General features: G+C 70.2%; 19 protein-coding genes and 2 pseudogenes. 14 read left to right on the top strand and 7 right to left on the bottom strand.

Annotation, left to right across the window (positions count from 1 at the left end; genetic code table 11):
• Positions 1-59 precede the first annotated feature (59 nt).
• From AB5J55_RS33270 to AB5J55_RS33210, 13 genes are all read left to right on the top strand, one after another.
• Complete coding sequence (locus tag AB5J55_RS33270) at positions 60-1,349, top strand: hypothetical protein (RefSeq protein WP_369274146.1); 1,290 nt, start codon at positions 60-62, stop codon at positions 1,347-1,349.
• Between the two features lie 66 nt (positions 1,350-1,415).
• On the top strand, positions 1,416-1,988 hold the full coding sequence (locus tag AB5J55_RS33265) for a GNAT family N-acetyltransferase (RefSeq protein WP_369274145.1): 573 nt from the start codon (positions 1,416-1,418) through the stop codon (positions 1,986-1,988).
• Between the two features lie 126 nt (positions 1,989-2,114).
• Entirely contained in the window at positions 2,115-2,198 is an 84-nt protein-coding gene (locus AB5J55_RS33260; protein ID WP_349817346.1) for a putative leader peptide, read from the top strand.
• 128 nt (positions 2,199-2,326) lie between these two features.
• Positions 2,327-4,024 carry a nitrite/sulfite reductase gene (locus AB5J55_RS33255; protein ID WP_369274144.1) on the top strand — a complete coding sequence of 566 codons (1,698 nt, stop codon included), beginning with the start codon at positions 2,327-2,329 and terminating at the stop codon, positions 4,022-4,024.
• Positions 4,021-4,200 carry a hypothetical protein gene (locus AB5J55_RS33250; protein ID WP_314205404.1) on the top strand — a complete coding sequence of 60 codons (180 nt, stop codon included), beginning with the start codon at positions 4,021-4,023 and terminating at the stop codon, positions 4,198-4,200. Before AB5J55_RS33255 ends, AB5J55_RS33250 begins: the two co-directional genes overlap by 4 nt.
• The gene (locus AB5J55_RS33245) at positions 4,197-4,907 is read left to right on the top strand and encodes a phosphoadenylyl-sulfate reductase (protein ID WP_363031632.1); all 711 of its coding nucleotides are present in this window, start codon (positions 4,197-4,199) and stop codon (positions 4,905-4,907) included. The genes AB5J55_RS33250 and AB5J55_RS33245 overlap by 4 nt, the downstream gene beginning before the upstream one ends.
• Positions 4,908-4,910: 3 nt before the next feature.
• Positions 4,911-5,489, top strand: a complete 579-nt coding sequence (cysC, locus tag AB5J55_RS33240) for an adenylyl-sulfate kinase (RefSeq protein ID WP_369274143.1) — start codon at positions 4,911-4,913, stop codon at positions 5,487-5,489.
• The gene (gene cysD, locus AB5J55_RS33235; RefSeq protein ID WP_369274142.1) at positions 5,486-6,433 is read left to right on the top strand and encodes a sulfate adenylyltransferase subunit CysD; all 948 of its coding nucleotides are present in this window, start codon (positions 5,486-5,488) and stop codon (positions 6,431-6,433) included. The genes cysC and cysD overlap by 4 nt, the downstream gene beginning before the upstream one ends.
• A 2-nt stretch (positions 6,434-6,435) precedes the next feature.
• On the top strand, positions 6,436-7,770 hold the full coding sequence (locus AB5J55_RS33230; protein ID WP_369274141.1) for a sulfate adenylyltransferase subunit 1: 1,335 nt from the start codon (positions 6,436-6,438) through the stop codon (positions 7,768-7,770).
• A gap of 208 nt (positions 7,771-7,978) precedes the next feature.
• Positions 7,979-9,079 carry an aliphatic sulfonate ABC transporter substrate-binding protein gene (locus AB5J55_RS33225; protein ID WP_369274140.1) on the top strand — a complete coding sequence of 367 codons (1,101 nt, stop codon included), beginning with the start codon at positions 7,979-7,981 and terminating at the stop codon, positions 9,077-9,079.
• 36 nt (positions 9,080-9,115) lie between these two features.
• Positions 9,116-9,904, top strand: coding sequence for an ABC transporter ATP-binding protein (locus tag AB5J55_RS33220; protein WP_369274139.1), 789 nt, complete (start codon positions 9,116-9,118; stop codon positions 9,902-9,904).
• Positions 9,891-10,781, top strand: a complete 891-nt coding sequence (locus tag AB5J55_RS33215; protein WP_369274138.1) for an ABC transporter permease — start codon at positions 9,891-9,893, stop codon at positions 10,779-10,781. The genes AB5J55_RS33220 and AB5J55_RS33215 overlap by 14 nt, the downstream gene beginning before the upstream one ends.
• A 5-nt stretch (positions 10,782-10,786) precedes the next feature.
• A complete protein-coding gene (locus tag AB5J55_RS33210; protein ID WP_369274137.1) occupies positions 10,787-11,527 on the top strand; it encodes a sirohydrochlorin chelatase in 741 nt (246 codons plus the stop codon).
• A gap of 9 nt (positions 11,528-11,536) precedes the next feature.
• Here the strand turns inward: AB5J55_RS33210 and AB5J55_RS33205 are convergent, their stop codons facing one another.
• The 3 genes from AB5J55_RS33205 to AB5J55_RS33195 are packed head-to-tail and all read right to left on the bottom strand — an operon-like array spanning position 11,537 to position 13,492.
• Positions 11,537-12,580 carry a ketopantoate reductase family protein gene (locus tag AB5J55_RS33205; protein ID WP_369274136.1) on the bottom strand — a complete coding sequence of 348 codons (1,044 nt, stop codon included), beginning with the start codon at positions 12,578-12,580 and terminating at the stop codon, positions 11,537-11,539.
• Positions 12,581-12,582: 2 nt separating this feature from the next.
• Complete coding sequence (locus AB5J55_RS33200; protein ID WP_369274135.1) at positions 12,583-12,954, bottom strand: DUF4440 domain-containing protein; 372 nt, start codon at positions 12,952-12,954, stop codon at positions 12,583-12,585.
• Positions 12,947-13,492: a DUF1697 domain-containing protein gene (locus AB5J55_RS33195; protein ID WP_369274134.1), complete on the bottom strand. Its 546-nt coding sequence runs from the start codon at positions 13,490-13,492 to the stop codon at positions 12,947-12,949. Before AB5J55_RS33195 ends, AB5J55_RS33200 begins: the two co-directional genes overlap by 8 nt.
• Before the next feature lie 325 nt (positions 13,493-13,817).
• Between AB5J55_RS33195 and AB5J55_RS33190 the strand changes: the two genes are divergently transcribed.
• Positions 13,818-16,085, top strand: coding sequence for an MMPL family transporter (locus AB5J55_RS33190; RefSeq protein WP_369274133.1), 2,268 nt, complete (start codon positions 13,818-13,820; stop codon positions 16,083-16,085).
• Positions 16,086-16,187: 102 nt separating this feature from the next.
• Here the strand turns inward: AB5J55_RS33190 and AB5J55_RS33185 are convergent, their stop codons facing one another.
• From AB5J55_RS33185 to erm, 4 genes and pseudogenes are all read right to left on the bottom strand, one after another.
• On the bottom strand, positions 16,188-16,682 hold the full coding sequence (locus tag AB5J55_RS33185; protein ID WP_369274132.1) for a hemerythrin domain-containing protein: 495 nt from the start codon (positions 16,680-16,682) through the stop codon (positions 16,188-16,190).
• Between the two features lie 135 nt (positions 16,683-16,817).
• A pseudogene (locus AB5J55_RS33180) lies at positions 16,818-17,460 on the bottom strand (GAP family protein).
• 112 nt (positions 17,461-17,572) lie between these two features.
• Positions 17,573-18,839: pseudogene (gene mgt, locus AB5J55_RS33175) on the bottom strand (macrolide-inactivating glycosyltransferase).
• Positions 18,836-19,615 (bottom strand): ErmE/ErmH/ErmO/ErmR family 23S rRNA (adenine(2058)-N(6))-methyltransferase, encoded by a 780-nt coding sequence (gene erm / locus AB5J55_RS33170; RefSeq protein WP_369274131.1) that lies wholly within the window; start codon positions 19,613-19,615, stop codon positions 18,836-18,838. The pseudogene mgt and the gene erm overlap by 4 nt, the downstream one beginning before the upstream one ends.
• Between the last annotated feature and the right edge of the window lie 154 nt (positions 19,616-19,769).

Below are 19,769 nucleotides of genomic sequence, written 5' to 3'. Positions count from 1 at the left end.
CTGCTCCTTTGGTCAACGCACAGACCAATGGCCGCAGTTGGCCCGCCTCGGGAGGTTTGATGAAGCACCGCGGCAGACACCGTCGACGCAAGCAGGGCCGTGCCGTGCGCGCGTTCCTCGCCGGCACCGCCCTCGCGCTCACCGCAGCCGCCACGATGATCAGCGCCTCGCAGGCCACGGTCGGTGACAACCCCGGGGCGCTGGAGCCTCTCACCAGGGCCGCCGACACCCGCGCGCTCCGCCTCCAGGAGCAGCTGGTGCCGCAGGCCACCCTCGACGAACTCGCCGCCGGGATGGGCAAGCCGGTCGGCGTCCGTGCCGTTCTGGAAACCGCCGACCGCAGCCTGCGCCGCGGGGACGGCTGTACGACCGGCCAGCGCACCGCGCTGCCGGTCGCACCGACGGCCTCGCGCGCGTACTGCTGGGACGCTGCCGACACCCGCGCCTGGCGGGCGGGGGCGGTCACCACCTCCGGCGACGCCGACGACGACGGCTGGTGGAACGACAACCGGGTGCTGCTCTCCGGCTGGAGTCAGGGCACCGCCGGCCGGGGCCTCGCCCGGGTCGCCTTCGTCGACGCGAACGACCTGGCCCGCCTGAGGTACACGTCGGTCCTCCTCGTCGTCCCGGTGGACGGTGGCCGCGACTACCGCGCCCTGAGCTCCCGCCTCTCCGGGATGGTCTGGTACCAGGACAAGCTGCTGGTCACGGCCGCCGACGGGCTGTACGTCTACGACATGAACCGCGTCCAGCGCGCCACGGTCGACAGCACCGCGGTGGGTCGCGTGGACGAGGGCTGGTCGGCCCACGGCCACCGCTTCGTCCTGCCGGCCGTCGGCTCGTACCGACTGACCGGCGGGAGCGCCGCCCCGCGCCTCGGCGGTATCTCCCTGGACCGCAGCACGGCGCCCGACAGTCTGGTCGCGAGCGAGTGGACCGCCGCCGACAGCGACCGGCCCGCCCGCCTGTGGCGCTACGACTTCAGCAAGGACCCGGCCCGCCCCGGCCTGCCGGCCGTCGACGCCACCGGAGCCGCGCGCACGGTCGAGGCCTACCGGACTGAGGCCTCCGGTATCGAGGGGGTCCTGTCGCACCGGGCGCCCGGAGCGGACCGCTCCGACTGGTACCTGGGCCGCGCGCCGGCCCCCACGGACCGCCACGGCAGCCTCTGGCGCCAGGACACCGAGGGAGCGAAGGCAACTCGCTGCGGCTCGGAGAGCGCCCCCCGCTGCTGGGGCGCCCAGGCCGGGCCCCTGTCCTACTGGGAGGCAACGGGCGACGTCTGGTCCCAGTCGGGCCGGATGCTGTTCGCGGTGCCGCTGGAGTCGATCGACGACGCGCTGGGGTAGCAGCCCGGCCCGGGGCGCGTGGACGCCGATCGACAGACCCTGCACCCGGATGATTCCCTGGCCGTCATGACCAACATCCCCGTGACCACCTGGTCCCTGGAGCAGAACTCCCCCGCCGACCTCCTCCCGGCCGCCGCCCCGGACGGGGACGTGCGGATCGTGCGGGCCGAGGTGCCCTCTCCCGAGTTCAGCCGGTTTCTGTACGCGTCGGTGGGCGGGGACATCCGGTGGATCGACCGGCTCGGCTGGACGTACGCGCAGTGGCAGGAGCACCTGGAGCGTCCGGGTGTCGAGACGTGGGTGGCCTACGACCGCGGGACGCCGGCGGGGTACGTGGAGCTGGAGGCGCAGGACGACGGGGTCGTGGAGATCGTCTACTTCGGCCTGATTCCGGCCTTCCGCGGGCGGCGGATCGGTGGGCATCTGCTGGCGTACGGTGCGGCCCGCGCCTGGGACCTGGCGGAACGCCGGCCAGGGCTGCCTCAGACGAAGCGGGTGTGGCTGCATACCTGCAGCAAGGACGGGGAGCACGCCATGGACAACTACCTGCGCCGCGGCTTCACGCTCTTCGACACCAAGGTCGAGGAGGAGGCCGAGGCCGCCACGCCCGGACCGTGGCCCGGGGCGTACCCTGGCTGAGCTGGGCAGAAACGGCCGATACGGGCCATGTGACCGACGACACCCTTGTCTCACTCTACGGGACAAGGGTGTCCGCATGTCGGACGAAGCTGGACTGTGTCCAGATCGCCATGCCACGCTTCCGTCATGTCTGGAACTGGAATTGCCTTGGTGAGTCGGCGGCACGTCGACCTCGGCCGCATGTCCAGCGCCATCTGTCCGGTGCGCTGACAGCCTCGCAGCGCCCGACATCTCCCTCTTTTCGCTTCATTCCCGCGCAACGACGCGCTCGTATGCCCGTGCGCTCGTACGCGCAGGTCAGAGCCGCATTCCCGCCTGTCCCGAAGGACGTAACCACCATGGCCGCCACCCCGCAGAAGCCTGCCGCCGCGACTCCCCGCCGCAAGGTGAGCCGTCACCGCGGTGAGGGCCAGTGGGCCGCGGGACACTTCACCCCGCTCAACGGCAACGAACAGTTCAAGAAGGACGATGACGGTCTCAATGTGCGGACACGCATTGAGACGATCTACTCGAAGCGCGGCTTCGACTCGATCGACCCCAACGACCTGCGCGGACGTATGCGCTGGTGGGGCCTCTACACCCAGCGCAAGCCCGGGATCGACGGCGGCAAGACCGCGATCCTGGAGCCGGAGGAGCTGGACGACAAGTACTTCATGCTGCGCGTCCGGATCGACGGCGGCCGTCTCACCACGCAGCAGCTGCGGGTGATCGGCGAGATCTCGCAGGAGTTCGCGCGCGGCAGCGCGGACATCACCGACCGACAGAACATCCAGCTGCACTGGATCCGCATCGAGGACGTGCCGGAGATCTGGGACCGGCTGGAGGCCGTCGGTCTGTCCACCACCGAGGCCTGCGGCGACTGCCCGCGTGTCGTCATCGGCTCGCCGGTCGCCGGTATCGCCGAGGACGAGATCATCGACGGCACCTGGGCGATCGACGAGATCCACGACCGCTACATCGGCAGCAAGGAATTCTCCAACCTGCCCCGCAAGTTCAAGACGGCGATCTCCGGTTCCCCGCTCCTCGATGTCGTCCACGAGATCAACGACGTGGCGTTCGTCGGCGTCGAGCACCCCGAGCACGGCCCCGGCTTCGACCTGTGGGTCGGCGGCGGCCTGTCCACCAACCCGAAGATCGGCGTCCGCCTCGGCGCCTGGGTGCCGCTGGAGGAGGTGCCGGACGCCTGGGCGGGCGTGATCGGCATCTTCCGGGACTACGGCTACCGGCGTCTGCGTACGCGCGCCCGTCTGAAGTTCCTGGTCGCCGACTGGGGCCCGGAGAAGTTCCGCCAGATCCTGGAGGACGAGTACCTCAAGCGCAAGCTCGTCGACGGCCCCGCGCCGGCCGAGCCCACGGAGCGCTGGCGTGACCACGTCGGTGTGCACCGGCAGAAGGACGGCCGCTTCTACGTCGGTTTCGCGCCGCGTGTCGGCCGCGTCGACGGTGCCACGCTGACGAAGATCGCCGAGGTGGCGGAGGCGCACGGCTCGGGCCGGGTGCGGACCACCGTCGAGCAGAAGATGATCGTCCTCGACGTCGAGGAGGCACAGGTCGAGCCGCTCGTCGAGGCCCTGGAGGCGCTGGACCTGACGGCCCGGCCGTCGGCCTTCCGGCGCGGCACCATGGCCTGCACCGGCATCGAGTACTGCAAGCTCGCGATCGTCGAGACCAAGGCGCGCGGCGCCGCCCTCATCGACGAGCTGGAGCGCCGGATTCCGGACTTCGACGAGCCGATCACCATCAACCTCAACGGCTGCCCGAACGCCTGCGCCCGTATCCAGGTCGCGGACATCGGTCTCAAGGGGCAGCTGGTCCTGAACGACGAAGGCGAACAGGTCGAGGGCTACCAGGTGCACCTGGGCGGCGCGCTCGGTCTGCAGGCCGGGTTCGGGCGCAAGGTGCGTGGCCTGAAGGTCACGTCCGACGAGCTGCCCGACTACGTCGAGCGTGTTCTCAAGCGCTTCCAGGACGAGCGCGAGGACGGCGAGCGCTTCGCCGCCTGGGTCACCCGCGCGTCCGAGGAGGCCCTCTCATGAGCGAGCGGGCCGCCCCCTTCTACTGCCCCTACTGCGGCGACGAGGACCTCCGTCCGAGCGAGCAGGGCCACGGCGCATGGGAATGCGCGGCGTGCAACCGCGCATTCCAGTTGAAGTTCCTCGGGCTGCTCGCCCGGGGCCTTCAGCACAACGACGCAGGGGGAGAGGAGATATGACCGCGATTCAGGAAGAGCGCACGACAGAGGATCTCAAGGCGCTCGCCGAGCAGGCGGGCCGTGATCTGGAGGACGCCTCCGCGCTGGAGATCCTCCAGTGGGCGGCCGACACCTTCGGCAAGCGCTTCTGCGTGACCTCGTCGATGGAGGACGCGGTGGTCGCCCACCTCGCCTCCCGCGCGATGCCCGGCGTCGATGTCGTGTTCCTGGACACCGGCTATCACTTCGAGGAGACCATCGGCACCCGCGACGCGGTCGAGGCCGTGATGGACGTCAACGTCATCACGCTCACCCCGCGTCAGACGGTCGCCGAGCAGGACGCGCAGTACGGGCCCAAGCTGCATGACCGCGACCCCGACCTGTGCTGCAAGATGCGCAAGGTCGAGCCGCTGGAGCGGGGCTTGAAGGGCTATGTGGCCTGGGCGACCGGGCTGCGCCGCGACGAGTCGCCGACCCGGGCGAACACCCCGGTCGTGGGCTGGGACGAGAAGCGCCGGAAGGTGAAGATCTCCCCGATCGCCCGCTGGACCCAGGACGACGTGGACGCGTATGTCGCCGAACACGGTGTGCTGACCAACCCGCTGCTGATGGACGGCTACGCCTCTGTCGGATGCGCCCCCTGCACCCGCCGGGTCCTTGAGGGCGAGGACGCGCGCGCCGGCCGCTGGGCGGGCCGCGCCAAGACCGAGTGCGGGCTGCACGGCTGACCCATGACTGAGCTTTCTACGTTTCCTGCGAGTGGGGAGAACCACGTGACGAGCGGAGCCACCGTCTGGCTCACGGGTCTGCCGAGCGCCGGCAAGACCACCATCGCCTACGACCTGGCCGGCCGGCTCCGCGCGGAGGGCCACCGTGTCGAGGTGCTCGACGGCGACGAGATCCGCGAGTTCATCTCGGCGGGCCTCGGCTTCAGCCGCGAGGACCGGCACACCAACGTGCAGCGCATCGGCTTCCTGGCCGAACTGCTCGCCCGTAACGGCGTGAAGGCGCTCGTCCCCGTGATCGCGCCCTACGCCGACAGCCGCGAGGCGGTACGCAAGCGCCACCAGGAGAGCGGGACGGCGTACCTCGAGGTGCACGTGGCCACGCCGGTCGACGTGTGCTCCGTGCGCGATGTGAAGGGTCTGTACGCCAAGCAGGCCGCGGGCGAGCTGACGGGCCTGACCGGGGTCGACGACCCGTACGAGGCACCCGAGTCGCCCGATCTGCGCATCGAGTCCCAGAACCAGACCGTCCAGGAATCCGCGGGCGCGGTCCACGCGCTGCTCACCGAGAGGGGACTGGCATGACGACGACCGTTGCCACGGTCAAGGGAGGCGAGGACGGTACGGACTCCCCGTACGCCCTCTCCCACCTGGACGCGCTGGAGTCCGAGGCCGTCCACATCTTCCGTGAGGTGGCGGGAGAGTTCGAGCGGCCGGTGATCCTGTTCTCCGGCGGCAAGGACTCCATCGTCATGCTGCACCTGGCGCTGAAGGCGTTCGCTCCCGCGGCGATCCCGTTCACGCTGCTGCACGTCGACACCGGGCACAACTTCCCCGAGGTCATCGACTACCGGGACCGTGTGGTGGCCGCACATGGGCTCCGCCTCCATGTGGCCTCCGTACAGGACTACATCGACCGGGGTGTGTTGCGCGAACGGCCAGACGGGACACGGAATCCGCTGCAGACGGTGCCGCTGACGGAGAAGATCCAGAGCGAGAGGTTCGACGCGGTCTTCGGCGGCGGGCGCCGGGACGAGGAGAAGGCACGGGCCAAGGAACGGGTGTTCAGCCTGCGGGACGAGTTCTCGCAGTGGGACCCGCGCCGCCAGCGGCCCGAGCTGTGGAACCTCTACAACGGCCGCCACGCGCCCGGCGAACACGTCCGCGTCTTCCCGCTGTCCAACTGGACCGAGCTGGACGTGTGGCAGTACATCGCCCGCGAGGGCATCGAGCTGCCGGACATCTATTTCGCGCACGAGCGCGACGTGTTCGCCCGCAACGGCATGTGGCTGACCGCCGGCGAGTGGGGCGGGCCCAAGGACGGCGAGACCGTGGAGAAGCGGCTCATCCGCTACCGCACCGTCGGCGACATGTCCTGCACGGGCGCCGTGGATTCGGACGCGGTGACCCTGGAGCAGGTCATCACCGAGATCGCCGCGTCCCGGCTCACCGAGCGCGGCGCGACCCGCGCCGACGACAAGATGTCCGAGGCCGCGATGGAAGACCGTAAGCGCGAGGGGTACTTCTAAGCATGAGCACGATCACGACCGAGGAGCTCTCGGCCACCACCCTGCTGCGGTTCGCGACGGCCGGTTCGGTCGACGACGGCAAGTCGACGCTGGTGGGCCGGCTGCTGCACGACTCCAAGTCGGTGCTGACCGACCAGTTGGAGGCCGTGGAGCACGCCTCCCGCAACCGCGGCCAGGACACCCCCGACCTCGCACTGCTCACCGACGGCCTGCGCGCCGAGCGCGAGCAGGGCATCACCATCGACGTGGCCTACCGCTACTTCGCCACCCCGCGGCGCCGGTTCATCCTCGCCGACACCCCCGGCCACGTGCAGTACACGCGGAACATGGTCACGGGCGCGTCCACGGCGGAGCTGACGGTGATCCTGGTCGACGCCCGTAACGGTGTCGTCGAGCAGACCCGCCGGCACGCCGCGATCGCCGCGCTGCTGCGGGTGCCGCACGTCGTGCTCGCCGTGAACAAGATGGACCTGGTCGACTACCAGGAGTCGGTGTTCGCCGCCATCGCCGAGGAGTTCACGGCGTACGCGCTCGAGCTGGGTGTCCCGGAGATCACCGCGATCCCGATCTCGGCGCTGGCCGGCGACAACGTGGTGGACCCGTCCGCGAACATGGACTGGTACGGCGGCCCGACCTTCCTGGAACACCTGGAGACGGTGCCGGTCAGCCACGACCTGAGCCACTGCCACGCGCGACTGCCCGTGCAGTACGTGATCCGGCCGCAGAGCGCCGAGCACCCCGACTACCGCGGCTACGCCGGACAGATCGCCGCCGGTTCGTTCCGGGTCGGCGAGTCGGTGACGGTGCTGCCGTCGGGCCGTACGTCGAAGATCTCCGGTATCGACCTGCTGGGCGAGCCGGTCGACATCGCCTGGACCACCCAGTCGGTGACCCTCCTGCTGGAGGACGACATCGACATCTCGCGCGGTGACCTGATCGTGCCGGCCAAGGACGCGCCCGCGACCACGCAGGACATCGAGGCCACCGTCTGCCATGTCGCCGACGCCGCGCTGACCGTCGGCCACCGGGTGCTGCTCAAGCACGGCACCCGCACGGTCAAGGCGATCGTCAAGGACATCCCGTCCCGGCTCACGCTCGACGACCTGTCCCTGCACCCGCACCCCGGGCAGCTCGTCGCCAACGACATCGGCCGCGTCAAGATCCGCACCGCCGAGCCCCTGCCCGTCGACTCCTACGCCGACTCCCGCCGCACCGGCTCCTTCATCCTGATCGACCCCAACGACGGCACGACGTTGACCGCGGGCATGGTCGGCGAGTCGTTCGCCTCGCCGGAGCCGGTCAAGGACGAGGCCGACGACGACGGGTGGGACTTCTGACATGAGGCCCCTCGACTACTTCTCCACGTTCGCGAAGGAGGGCGGCCGCGTAGGCAGCGGCGCCCTCGGAAGCGGGCAGGGCGGAGTGCCGCGATGTGTGCGCTGACCTGCGTGCACCGTATGCGCGCCGCTCCGGACGAACCTGCCGACCTCCCGGCCACGACCTGATACGGGCGTGAGCGCCGGGCCACCGAGAGGAACACCTCCCGTGCCTGCCACCCCCGCCCTGCGACGGACCCTCGCCGTCCTGGCCGCGCTGCCACTGCTGGCCCTCGCGGCCTGCGGCTACGGCTCGCAGGCCAAGGAGAACACCGAGCAGGCCATCGCGGGGGCGCCCAAGGTCGACGGCCTGGACTCGGTGAAGATCGGCTACTTCGGGAACCTCACCCATGCCACGGCGTTGGTGGGCCGGCACGAGGACCTGTTCCAGAAGGAACTGGGCGGCACGACGGCGGAGTACGCCACGTTCAACGCCGGTCCCTCCGAGATCGAGGCGCTGAACTCCGGCTCCATCGACATCGGCTGGATCGGCCCGAGCCCCGCGATCAACGGCTACATCAAGTCGGGCGGGAAGAACCTGCGGGTCATCTCGGGGTCGGCCTCGGGCGGGGTGAAGCTGGTCGTCAACCCGGAGAAGGTCAAGTCCCTGAAGGACGTCAAGGGCAAGAAGATCGCGACGCCGCAGCTCGGCAACACACAGGATGTGGCGTTCCTCAACTGGATCTCCGAGCAGGGCTGGAAGGTCGACGCGGAGAGCGGCCAGGGTGACGTCTCGGTCGTCCGCACCGACAACAAGATCACGCCGGACGCCTACAAGTCCGGCTCGATCGACGGTGCCTGGGTGCCCGAGCCGACCGCGTCCAAGCTGGTCGCCGAGGGCGGCAAGGTGCTCCTCGACGAGGCCGACCTGTGGCCCGACAAGAAGTTCGTGATCACGAACGTCATCGTGTCGCAGAGCTTCCTGAAGGAGCACCCGAAGGCCGTGGAGGCCGTCCTGCGCGCCTCGGTGAAGACGAACAAGTGGATCGACGCGAACCCGGACAAGGCGAAGGCAGCGGCGAACGCGCAGCTCAAGGCCGACACCGGCAAGCCCCTGCCCGCCGACGTGCTCGACCCGGCGTGGCAGTCCATCCAGGTCACCGACGACCCGCTCGCGGCCACGCTGAACACCGAGGCCGAGCACGCGGTCAAGGCGGGGCTGCTGCAGAAGCCGGTCCTGACCGGCATCTACGACCTGGCCCCACTGAACAAGGTCCTCAAGGCCGAGGGCGAGCCCGAAGTCGACGACGCCGGCCTCGGCGTCAAGTAACCACCGCACCCGATGAGTTCACAGGAGGTGACGACCATGGCAACCGCCCTCGCCAAGGCCGCCGACACGGTTGCGTCCGTGGAGCAGGCCGCGCGTATCGAGCATGTCTCGAAGTCCTTCGCCGGCCCCGCCGGGCGGCAGCTCGTCCTCGACGACATCATGCTCGATGTCGCACCCGGCGAGTTCGTCACCCTCCTCGGGGCATCCGGCTGCGGCAAGTCGACGCTGCTCAACCTAGTCGCCGGACTGGACAAGCCCAGCGCGGGCGGCATCACGACCGACGGCCGCCCGGCGCTGATGTTCCAGGAGCACGCGCTCTTCCCGTGGCTGACCGCGGGCAAGAACATCGAACTCGCCCTCAAGCTCAGGGGCGTACCCAAGAACGAGCGCCGCGAGCGCGCCGAGGAACTCCTCGAACTCGTCCGCCTCAAGGGCGCGCACGGCAAGCGGGTGCACGAGCTGTCCGGCGGTATGCGCCAGCGCGTCGCCCTGGCCCGCGCGCTCGCCCAGGACAGCAAGCTGCTGCTGATGGACGAGCCGTTCGCCGCACTGGACGCCATCACCCGTGACGTCCTGCACGACGAACTGACCCGCATCTGGCGCGAGACGCAGGTCTCCGTCCTGTTCGTCACGCACAACGTGCGTGAGGCGGTACGGCTGGCCCAGCGTGTGGTGCTGCTGTCGTCGCGGCCCGGCCGGGTCGCCCGGGAGTGGACGGTGGACATCCCGCACCCGCGTCGTATCGAGGACACCGCGGTCGCCGAGCTGTCCGTCGAGATCACCGAAGAACTGCGTGGGGAGATCCGCCGCCATGGCCAGCACTGAGACGACCGTCAAGGACGGCAACGATCTCGCCGGACTCGAAGCCGGTCTGGACGCCCTGGAGACGGTCCAGACGGGCCGGACGCCGTTCCGGAGGACCCTGACCCAGAAGGTCCTGCCGCCCATCGCCGCCATCGCCCTGGTGCTGGTGGTCTGGCAGCTGCTGATCTCCACCGGCATCGCCGACGACCCGACGAAGCTGCCCTCACCGTCCGACGTGTGGGGCGAGCTGCGTGAGGCGTGGCTTGAGGGCACCCTCCACGAGTACATCTGGACGTCGGTATCGCGTGGCCTGCTCGGCTTCCTTCTCGCGCTGGCGATCGGCACCCCGCTCGGTCTGCTGGTGGCGCGGGTGCGGTTCGTGCGGGCGGCGATCGGGCCGATCCTGTCCGGTCTGCAGTCCCTGCCCTCGGTCGCCTGGGTACCGCCCGCGGTGATCTGGCTGGGCCTGAACGACAAGATGATGTTCGCGGTGATCCTGCTCGGCGCGGTCCCCTCCATCGCCAACGGCCTCGTGTCGGGGGTCGACCAGGTGCCGCCGCTGTTCCTGCGCGCGGGCCGCACCATGGGCGCGACCGGGCTCAAGGGCACCTGGCACATCGTGATGCCGGCCGCGCTGCCCGGCTACCTGGCCGGCCTGAAGCAGGGCTGGGCCTTCTCCTGGCGGTCGCTCATGGCCGCGGAGATCATCGCCTCCTCCCCCGACCTCGGTGTGGGGCTGGGCCAGCTGCTGGAGAACGGCCGCAACACCAGCTCCATGTCCACGGTCTTCTTCGCCATCCTCCTCATCCTGATCGTCGGTATCGCCATCGACCTGCTCATCTTCAGCCCACTGGAGCGGTCGGTACTGCGCAGCCGCGGTCTGCTGCCAAGGAGCTGACGCCTGTGTTCACGAAGCCGGTTCTTCTCGTCATCGCCCACGGCAGCCGCGACCCGCGGCATGCCGCGACGGTGCATGCCCTGGTACGGCGGGTGCGCTCGCTTCGCCCGGACGTACGGGTGGAGACCGGCTTCCTGGACTTCAACATCCCGTCCGTGCAGGGGGTGCTGGAGTCGCTGGCGGCTCAGGGCGTCCGTGACGTCGTGGCCCTGCCCCTGCTGCTGACGCGCGCGTTCCACGCGAAGGCCGACATCCCCGCGGTGCTGCGGGACGCGCCGCCCCAGCTGCGGATCCGCCAGGCGGAGGTGCTGGGCCCCTCGCCGCTGCTCATGGCGGCGCTGGAACGGCGCCTGTACGAGGCGGGTCTGACGCCCGCCGACAAGTCCTCGACCGGGGTCGTGCTGGCCTCGGCGGGGTCCACCGACCCGGAGGCGATCGCAGTGATCGCAGAAATCGCGCGGGAGTGGCGGCACACCGGTTGGTGCGCCGTGCGGCCTGCGTTCGCCTCCGCATCTCTTCCCCGTACCGAGGACGCGGTACGCGAGCTGCGGGAACTCGGCTGCGAGCGGGTGGCCGTGGCCCCGTACGTCCTGGCCCCCGGCTTCCTCCCCGACCGCATCGCGCGGGGCGCGGCCGAGGCGGACGTCCTGGCGGACGTGCTCGGCGCGGCGCCCGAAGTCGCGCGGGTGCTGCTGGAACGGTACGACGCCGCGCGGGTGCCGGCGCTTGCGGCCGTCGGCGCCTGAGCCCAGCCCTCAGTCGAAGAGTTCGGCCTCGTCCTCGCCCGATGCCTGGGCCGCCGCCTCGTCGGCCAACCGCACCAGCTCCCCCACCGGCATCGACCCCGGCGCCCGTCGCTCGCGCGCGCAGGTGTTGGCGAGGCGCTGGAGGAGGTCGTTCAGCGGGGTCGGTACGCCGTGCAGGCGGCCCAGCAGGGCGATCTCGCCGTTGAGGTGGTCGGCCTCGATGGTGCCGGTGCCTCGGGTCAGGGACTGCCAGGAGGAGCCGCCGCCGCGCGGGGCGCCGTCGAGGGGGACGAGGGTGACCTTGTCGCCGCGTACGGCGTGCTGTTCCTCGGCGCTCGCATACGGGATCCCCGCGGCGTCGAGCACGGCAGCGCCCTCGGCCCGCACCCGCCGCAGCAGCGCCGCGGCCTCCTCGCTGTCGGCGGGGCCGGTCACCGCCTCCAGGGCGTTGCCGAGGTTGGACAGCAGCTTGGCGTACTGCCAGCGCGCCACGTCCGCCACGACCGGTGCCTCGAAGTGCGACTTCTCCAGGTCGGCGGCGATGAGGCGGGCGGTCTCATCGGTGCCGTGCGGATGGCGGCCGAGATGGAGGATGCCCGTGAGGGGGCTGCCGGCCGCGGAGACGACGCCGGGTTCGACGTACGTCGACGGCAGCCAGACGCAGACGCCGTACACCCGCCGGAACACCCGCAGGGCGAGGCGCTGGCTCTCGACGCCGTTCTGCGCGCAGATCATCGGCAGCCGCTCGGCCGCCGTTCCGCCGCCCGTGACCGGAACGGGTCCCCACGTCTGGAGTGCGGCCGCGCTGTCCTGCGTCTTCACGGCGAGGACGAGGACGTCGTCGGGGCGGAACTCCCCGAGCGCGGCCGGTCCGTCGACGACCGGCAACCGATGGGTCAGCTCGCCCTCGGGCACCCTGAGGCGCAGGCCGCGGTCCCGTAGGGCCTCGAAGTGGGCACCCCGAGCGACCAGCACGACCTCGTGCCCAGCGCCTGCGAGCCGTCCGCCTATGACGCCGCCGACGGCTCCGGCGCCGATGATGACGTAGCGCACGGTCACGCTCCCCCGGGGTTGAACGGCGTTCCCTGGTGGAAGTACATCTGCCACCCGGCGTGCGTCCGGCGCCAGAGCGAACTGCGGTGCGCGTGGGCGCCGTTGTACTCCGTGTCGAAGGTGAGGTGGACGACGTCGGGCGCCAGCTGGACGCCCTGTATCTCGGAGGTGACGACGTACCGGTGCGGATCAGTGTCCACGGGCAGGCGGGCCGTGGTCGACGCCCGGTCCCAGCGCCGTCCCGACGAACCGAACTCGTGGAACTCCGGGTGCAGCAGGGACCCGAGCAGTTCGGGCGAGCGGCGGACTTCGGGGTCGAGCAGTCTCAACTCCCCTTCAATGGCGGCCTTCACGGCGGACTCCTGCTCAGTCACGGGTCATCTCCACAAGTTTTACGACCGTGTTCCAGTTGCGGCTGGTGGCGATCAAACCCTTGTTGAGCCGGGGCCGCGACAGAGCTTCGGCGAGTTTGGAGCGGCCCAGGCCGTTCGGGGCGTACAGATACACCGCGCGGTCGCCGAGGCGGAACTCCTCCGGGAGGTAGGCGGCCTGGTCGATCTCCGCGAAGCGCTCGGCGTCGACCTGGGCGGAGCAGTAGGTGACGTGGAGCTGCCTGGCTTCCAACTCGGCTGCGGGGAACGGGCAGTCGTCGGCGATCGCCCGAAGGTAGGCGTGGTCGCGCACGATCACGTCCACGGCGAAGCCGAAGTGCTTCTCGATCGCCGACGCGAGCTCCACGGCCAAGGTCTCCTCGTCGCCGTGGTCGGAGGTGAACACCGCCTGGCCGCTCTGGAGGTAGGTGCGTACGCCGTCGTGACCGAGGCCGGCCATCAGGGTCCGCAGGTCGGCCATCGGGACTTTTCTGCTGCCGCCCACGTTGATTCCGCGCAGCAGCGCCGCATACGTCGTCATCCGGCCACCTTAAGGCGATCCGGTCGCGCCGAGGCGGCCGTCGTGCCCCGTGGGGGTGGGCACGATGGCCGCCCGGATCCGTAAGTTACTTGCCGGTCAGCATCGAGCACAAACTTTTCAGCCCTGATCGTCACCCCCGAGACCGCCGGATAGTTGTAGGGGACCCCCATCCTCCCCAGTGGGGAGGGCACCCGGGCCGGGGGGATGAGTTCTGGCCTCCGCCTTTCACCGAGCAGCACGACGAGATGGCTTTATCCGGCCCATACCTTCGAAACGAAAGGAGGCGGCAGGGGGCCGCCACCGCAACCAAGGGGGCAAGCCCATCATGGGGAACGGAGACACACGCGTGCGGGGCCTCGCCGCCCGCGCCGGCGGCTGGAGCGCCCGCCATCGATGGGCTGCCGTCGGCATCTGGGTGCTGTTCGTCGTACTGGCGATGGGCCTCGGTTCGGCGGCCGGCCGGGTCGACGTCAAGGACAGCGACCAGCTGAAGGGCGAGACGCACACCGCCGCCAAGATCATCGAGGACGCCGGGATCGAGGAGCCGGCCGGTGAGACCGTCCTGATTCAGGCCAAGGGCGGTTCGCTCAAGGCGACCGACAGCGAGTTCCGGACCGCCGTCACCGCTGTCGTCAAGGCGGTCGAGGGCACCGGCAAGGTCACCGACGTGACATCGCCGTACGACACGCAGACGATCTCGCAGGACGGGCGCAGCGCGCTCGTGCAGTTCGACATCCGCGGCGACTCGGACACCGCGGGTGAGCATGTGGAGCCGGTGCTCAAGGCGGTCGAGGACGTCCAGAGGGACCATGAGTCGCTGCGGATCGAGGAGATCGGCGGCGCCAGCATGATGAAGACGTTCGACGACGCGTTCGGGGACGACTTCCAGAAGGCCGAGTACTCCGCGGTGCCGGTGGCCCTCGGCATTCTGCTCATCGCCTTCGGCGCGCTGGTGGCGGCCCTGCTGCCGGTGCTGCTGGCGGTCACCGCGATCATGGCGACGATGGGCCTGATGGGCATCGTCAGCCATGTGATGCCGATGAGCGACACCGCGAACTCGGTGATGCTGCTGGTCGGTCTGGCCGTCGGCGTCGACTACTGCCTGTTCTACCTGCGCCGTGAGCGCGAGGAGCGCGAGGCCGGCCGGGACGCACAGACCGCCCTGAGGGTCGCCGCCGCCACCAGCGGCCGCGCGATCATCGTCTCCGGTGTCACGGTGTGCGTGGCGATGGCGGGCATGCTGTTCACCGGTCTCGCCGAGTTCGAGGCGATGGGCCTGGCCTCGCTGATGGTCGTGGCGGTCGCCATGGTCGGGTCGGTGACGGTGCTTCCGGCGCTGCTGTCGCTGCTGGGCGAGCGGGTCGAGAAGGGCAAGATCCCCTTCCTGCACCCGCAGAGCAAGCTCCGTCGCAACCGGGGGCAGGGCAACCGCGAGAGCCGGTTCTGGACGGCCGTACTGAAGGGCGTCCTCGCCCGACCGGTGATCTCGGTCGTCGTCGCGGCGGGTGCGCTGCTCGCCATCGCGGCTCCCGCGGTCGGCATGAAGACCCAGAACCTCACCCTGGACCAGGAGTTCGGCGACTCGCTGCCGATCGTGCAGACGTACAACCGCGTCAACGAGGCCTTCCCGGGCGGTTCCGAGCCGGCCGAGGTGGTCGTCAAGGCCGACGACATCAACGCTCCCGAGGTGAAGTCCGCGCTCGCCGACTTCCGTGAGCGGGCGATCAGTTCGGGTGCCTCGCGCGGCCCGGTCGAGATCAAGCTGCACGACGATCAGAACGTCGCCTTCGTCTACGTCCCGCTGGTCGGCGGCTCCGACCTCGACAAGGCGGGCGCGAGCCTGGACAAGCTGCGCGACGACGTGCGGCCTGCCACGCTGGGCAAGATCGACGGTGTCGAGGCGCCGATCACCGGACAGGTCGCCGGTTCGAAGGACTTCAACGACCAGCTGGCCGGCGCGGTCGTCCCGGTCTTCGCGTTCGTCGTGGTCTTCGCGTTCGGGCTGATGCTGCTGTCCTTCCGCTCGCTGACGATCGCGATCACCTCGATCGTGCTGAACCTGCTGTCGGTGGGCGCGGCGTACGGCATCCTCGTCGCCGTCTTCCAGCACGGCTGGGGCGCCTCGCTGGTGGGTGCGGAGGGCGTCGGCGCCATCATCACCTGGCTGCCGCTGTTCCTCTTCGTGATCCTGTTCGGCCTCTCGATGGACTACCACGTGTTCGTGGTCTCGCGAATCCGCGAGGCGCGGCTGCGCGGCCGTACGACGAAGGACGCGATCCAGCACGGCGTGGTCACCACGGCCGGTGTCGTCACCAGCGCCGCGGTCATCATGGTCGCCGTGTTCGCGATCTTCGGCACGCTGTCGATGCAGTCCATGAAGCAGATGGGCGTCGGCCTCGCGGCGGCGGTCCTCATCGACGCGACGATCATCCGGGGCGTCCTGCTCCCGGCGGTCATGGCACTCCTCGGCGAGCGCAACTGGTACCTGCCGAAGTGGCTGAACCGCCTGCCGGACCTCACGCACGACGAGGCGCCGGAGGCCGTGACACGAAGCGCGGCTCGGGACGACGAGGGCGAGCGGGTGCCCGTCTGATCCGCCTGGCCTGGCTGGCCTGCCTGGCCTACGAGGGGCCCGTCGACTCCGGGGGAGTCGGCGGGCCCTGGTGCGGAGGGCGCCGACGCGGGCCGCGGCCGGTCAGCACTCCTCTTCGTGGGTGAGTAGGAACGCGGGCCGGGTGCGGTCCCAACTCGGCACGTTCAGCGCATTGAGCGCCGAGAGGACCCGCTTTTCCTCGTAGGTGAAGTGCGTCTCGATGAGCGCGGCGAGGCTGTCCAACTCGCGCCGGAATTCGGTGGGGTCCGACTCCCGGTCCAGTTCTCCGACGAGCGTCTCGAGCCGTCGCAGGGAGTCGTCCACCAGCTGGTGATCGCGCCGCAACTCCTCCAGCACGGGGCGCAGTTCGGGGAACTGTTCGGCGACCTTGACGAATGCCAGATCGTTTTCGCCGTTGTGGTGCCGGTCCAAGGCCGAGCAGAAGGTCAGGCAGTGGGTTCGCAACTCGCGGACTCGCGTGCCGCCTGCGAGATAGGCGTCGACGTCCTGACGCAGCGCTGCGAGCTCCTCGCGGAGCCAGAGGTGTACTTCGATCAACTGATTGCCGAACGCGGTCAGGCGCCCGTGGGATGTCACCAAGGCTGTTCCAAGGCTTCGACGCCTCCATGCCCTCGACGGTCTCTTCGCCGGGTGCACGCGACGCTGATCCAAGGTCCTACCAACGGCACAAACGATCTGTCAATCGCGCACGGGAGCCCCGCGCGTTGCCGGTCACAGTCCGGCGGCACCTTCAGTGACGAGGAGCACGCCGATCACGGCCAGGACCAGGACGGTGACGGTGCTGTTGCAGGTCTCCAGCCACGCCCTCCCCCTGTCCAGCGCGGCCAGGACGCGCTCTCCCAATACGACGTGGAGCAGGAGGGGAAGCGCGACGGTGAAGGCGGCGATGGCGGTGAACACCACCACGGCGGCGACAGCTTGGGCCGAACCCAGTTCGGCGGAGCCGGTGGTCGGCCCGGCCGCCCCGGACAGCAGGACGGTCTTCGGGTTGGCCCCCGACAGCAGTAGACCCAGCCGCAGAGCCTTGGCCGGCGTGGCATCCGTGAGGCTCCGCATCCAGGCCGGGGTGCCTTTCGCGGCACCCGGAGCGCCACTGAAGCACGGCGAGCAGGACGAGGACCGCGCCGAGCCCGACCCTGGTCCAGGACGCCCAGGTCGGCGTTTCCTCGCCGGTCTCGATGAAGGCCGCAAGGGCGGTGAACACCGTCGCGACCGAGAGGATCCCGGCCGCCCACCCTGCCAGGAACGCTCCGCCGGTCACCCTGGGCCGGGGCGTGAACAGCAGGAAGAGCGCCGGAACGATCGGGAACGGCGACAACGCGATGCCCAGTGCGAGCGTCGCCACCTCGCCCATCACTTCGTTCGCAGCCGAGTCCTCGTCACCGTCTCTCTCACGCCCGCGCTCATGTTTACCGCGCGACCGCTCGACGCCCCGGCGTGACAGGCCAGGGGCCAGAAACAGGTACTCAGCCGTTCCGTCGGGTCTCCCGTACGGCCGACAGCTCCGCCTCGATCAGATCCGCAGCCTGCTTGGTGCCACCCTCCTCCGCCACCTCCGCCTGGACGTCCTTCAGACGCCGGGCCACCTCGGGGTCGTCGACGAGGGTCAGGGCGGTCTCGCGCAGGACCTCGGCCGTGGCATCCTCCGTCGCGATGTGCCGCGCGACGCCGAGCGCCTGGAGGATGTCGGCGTTGCCGAACTGGTCCACGGCCTGCGGTACGGCGATCATCGGGGTGGCCGTGGCCAGGCCCTCCTGGCTGCCGCCCGCGCCGGCGTGGGTCACGAACAGGTCGGCCTGCTTGAGGATGGCCAACTGCGGTACCCAGGAGCGCACTTCGACGTTCGACGGTACGTCGCCGAGATCGGCCGGATCGACGTGCCGACCGATCTGCAGCACCAAATGCCAGCCCGGCAGGTCGCCGAAGGCCTTCACGCACTCGCGGTAGAAGGCGGGCTGCTTGGTGAAGGCCGACCCGAGGGAGACGAGCGCGACCTTCTCTGCGTCCGCCGGCCGCTGCCAGTCGCCCTCGGCGGTGCGGTCGGCCTGGCAGGCGCCGACGAAGGTGTGGACGGCCTCGTCGACCCGGTCGGCGTTCGGCTGGAGGGCCTTGGGGATCAGGACGAGGGAGCGCGCGGGGCGGCCGACGAACGGATCCGGGTGCTGGGTGATCCCGTTCGCCTCCAGCCATGCGTGGAAGCGCTCGTAGTAGGCGCGGCCGCGCTCCGTCTTCTTCGGCTCCTCCCACATCGGTTCGGAGACCTCCTGCTCGTACCCCTCCCAGGCGACCATGCACGGCGAGAGCGAGATCGCGGGCACGCCCCAGCGGTGGGCGAGGACACGGGCCCCGTACCCGGCGATGTCGTACAGGACGAGGTCCGGCTCGTCCCCCTCGTACGCCTCGATCTGCTGGGGCAGTGCCTGGATCGCGTCGTTCAGGAACGGCTCGACGTGGTCCAGGAGGGTGGAACCCCAGGCCTCCGGATCGGCGTCGGGGCCGGGCAGCGTGGAGTTCCAGAGCCTGGGCTCGGCGCCCGCCTCGGCCACCTTCTCGGCGAAGGCCGGCGGAATCGCGTACGTGACCCGGTGCCCGCGTGCCACGAGCTCGCGGATCACTTCGAGGCTGGGGTTCACGTGGCCGTGGGCGGCGATGGAGAACATGGCGATGTGAGCGGGACTGGTCATGGCACCGACCATAAACGAGACGATACGTCTCGTGCAACTCTTTCGTCACGGGGCCAGCACCTCGTGCAGCCTCAGCCACGCCCCCGGCGGCACCTCGCCGACGAGCACGGTCGTGTCGAGGCCCGTCCTGCGAAACGCCGCGTCGACCCGCCGCCTCGGGTGGGCCCTGCACAGCGAGGCGTGCAGCGAGCCGCCGAGCCCGGAGAAGCCCAGCTCCACCAGTGGCCGCCAGCTCTCGTACGCCCCGGCGTCGAGCAGCGGCGTACGACGCCGCTCGATCCGGACGATCCCGGCGTCCACGCCGGGCACCGGCCGGAAGCTGCGCCGGCCGACCCGCCCCAGCAGACGCCACTCGTAGCGGGGCCAGGTCAGGACCGTCAGCAGGGTCCAGTTGCCGTAGTCACCCGTGCGTTTGCGGGCGTACTCGAGCTGGGTGAGGAGCGTGGCGTCGGTGAGGGCGGGCGCCCGCAGGCACCAGCCGACGATGGCGGCGGTGCGGGAGAAGGGCACGTTCCCGGCGACGGAGAACGGCGTACGCGGGGGTCGTGCGGTGAGGAAGTCCTCGCCGACGACGCGGACTTGGGGCGTGTCCGAGAAGCGCGAGCGCAGAGCGGGGACGAGCCTCGGGTCGATCTCGTACGCGAGGAGGCGTCGGCAGCGCGGGGCGAGCTGCTCGGTCAACGCGCCCTTTCCGGCGCCGACTTCGAGCAGCAGGGGCGCCGCACGTCCATGCGGTACGGCGAGCCGGGCGAGCCGTCCGGCGGCGGCGCGGTCGGCGAGGAAGTTCTGGGAGAGCGCGCGGGATACGCGGGTGGGGCGGGCCATGGCCTGCGGTCCTTGTCTTCCGTGGGGAGGGAAAAGGGCAGACGAAGGCCCTGACCGGAAGACAGGAGGAGAAAGGAGATGCGGGTCCGCGACGGATCAGCGGGCGTGGCTCCCCGGGCCGGTCAGGGCTCCGGGGCCGCGGCGCATCCGTACG

It is taken from the genome of Streptomyces sp. R11 (assembly GCF_041051905.1).
Classification (GTDB): domain Bacteria; phylum Actinomycetota; class Actinomycetes; order Streptomycetales; family Streptomycetaceae; genus Streptomyces.
The sequence above is the reverse complement of the archived record's forward strand: the minus strand, read 5'-3'. Positions and strand labels throughout refer to the sequence as shown.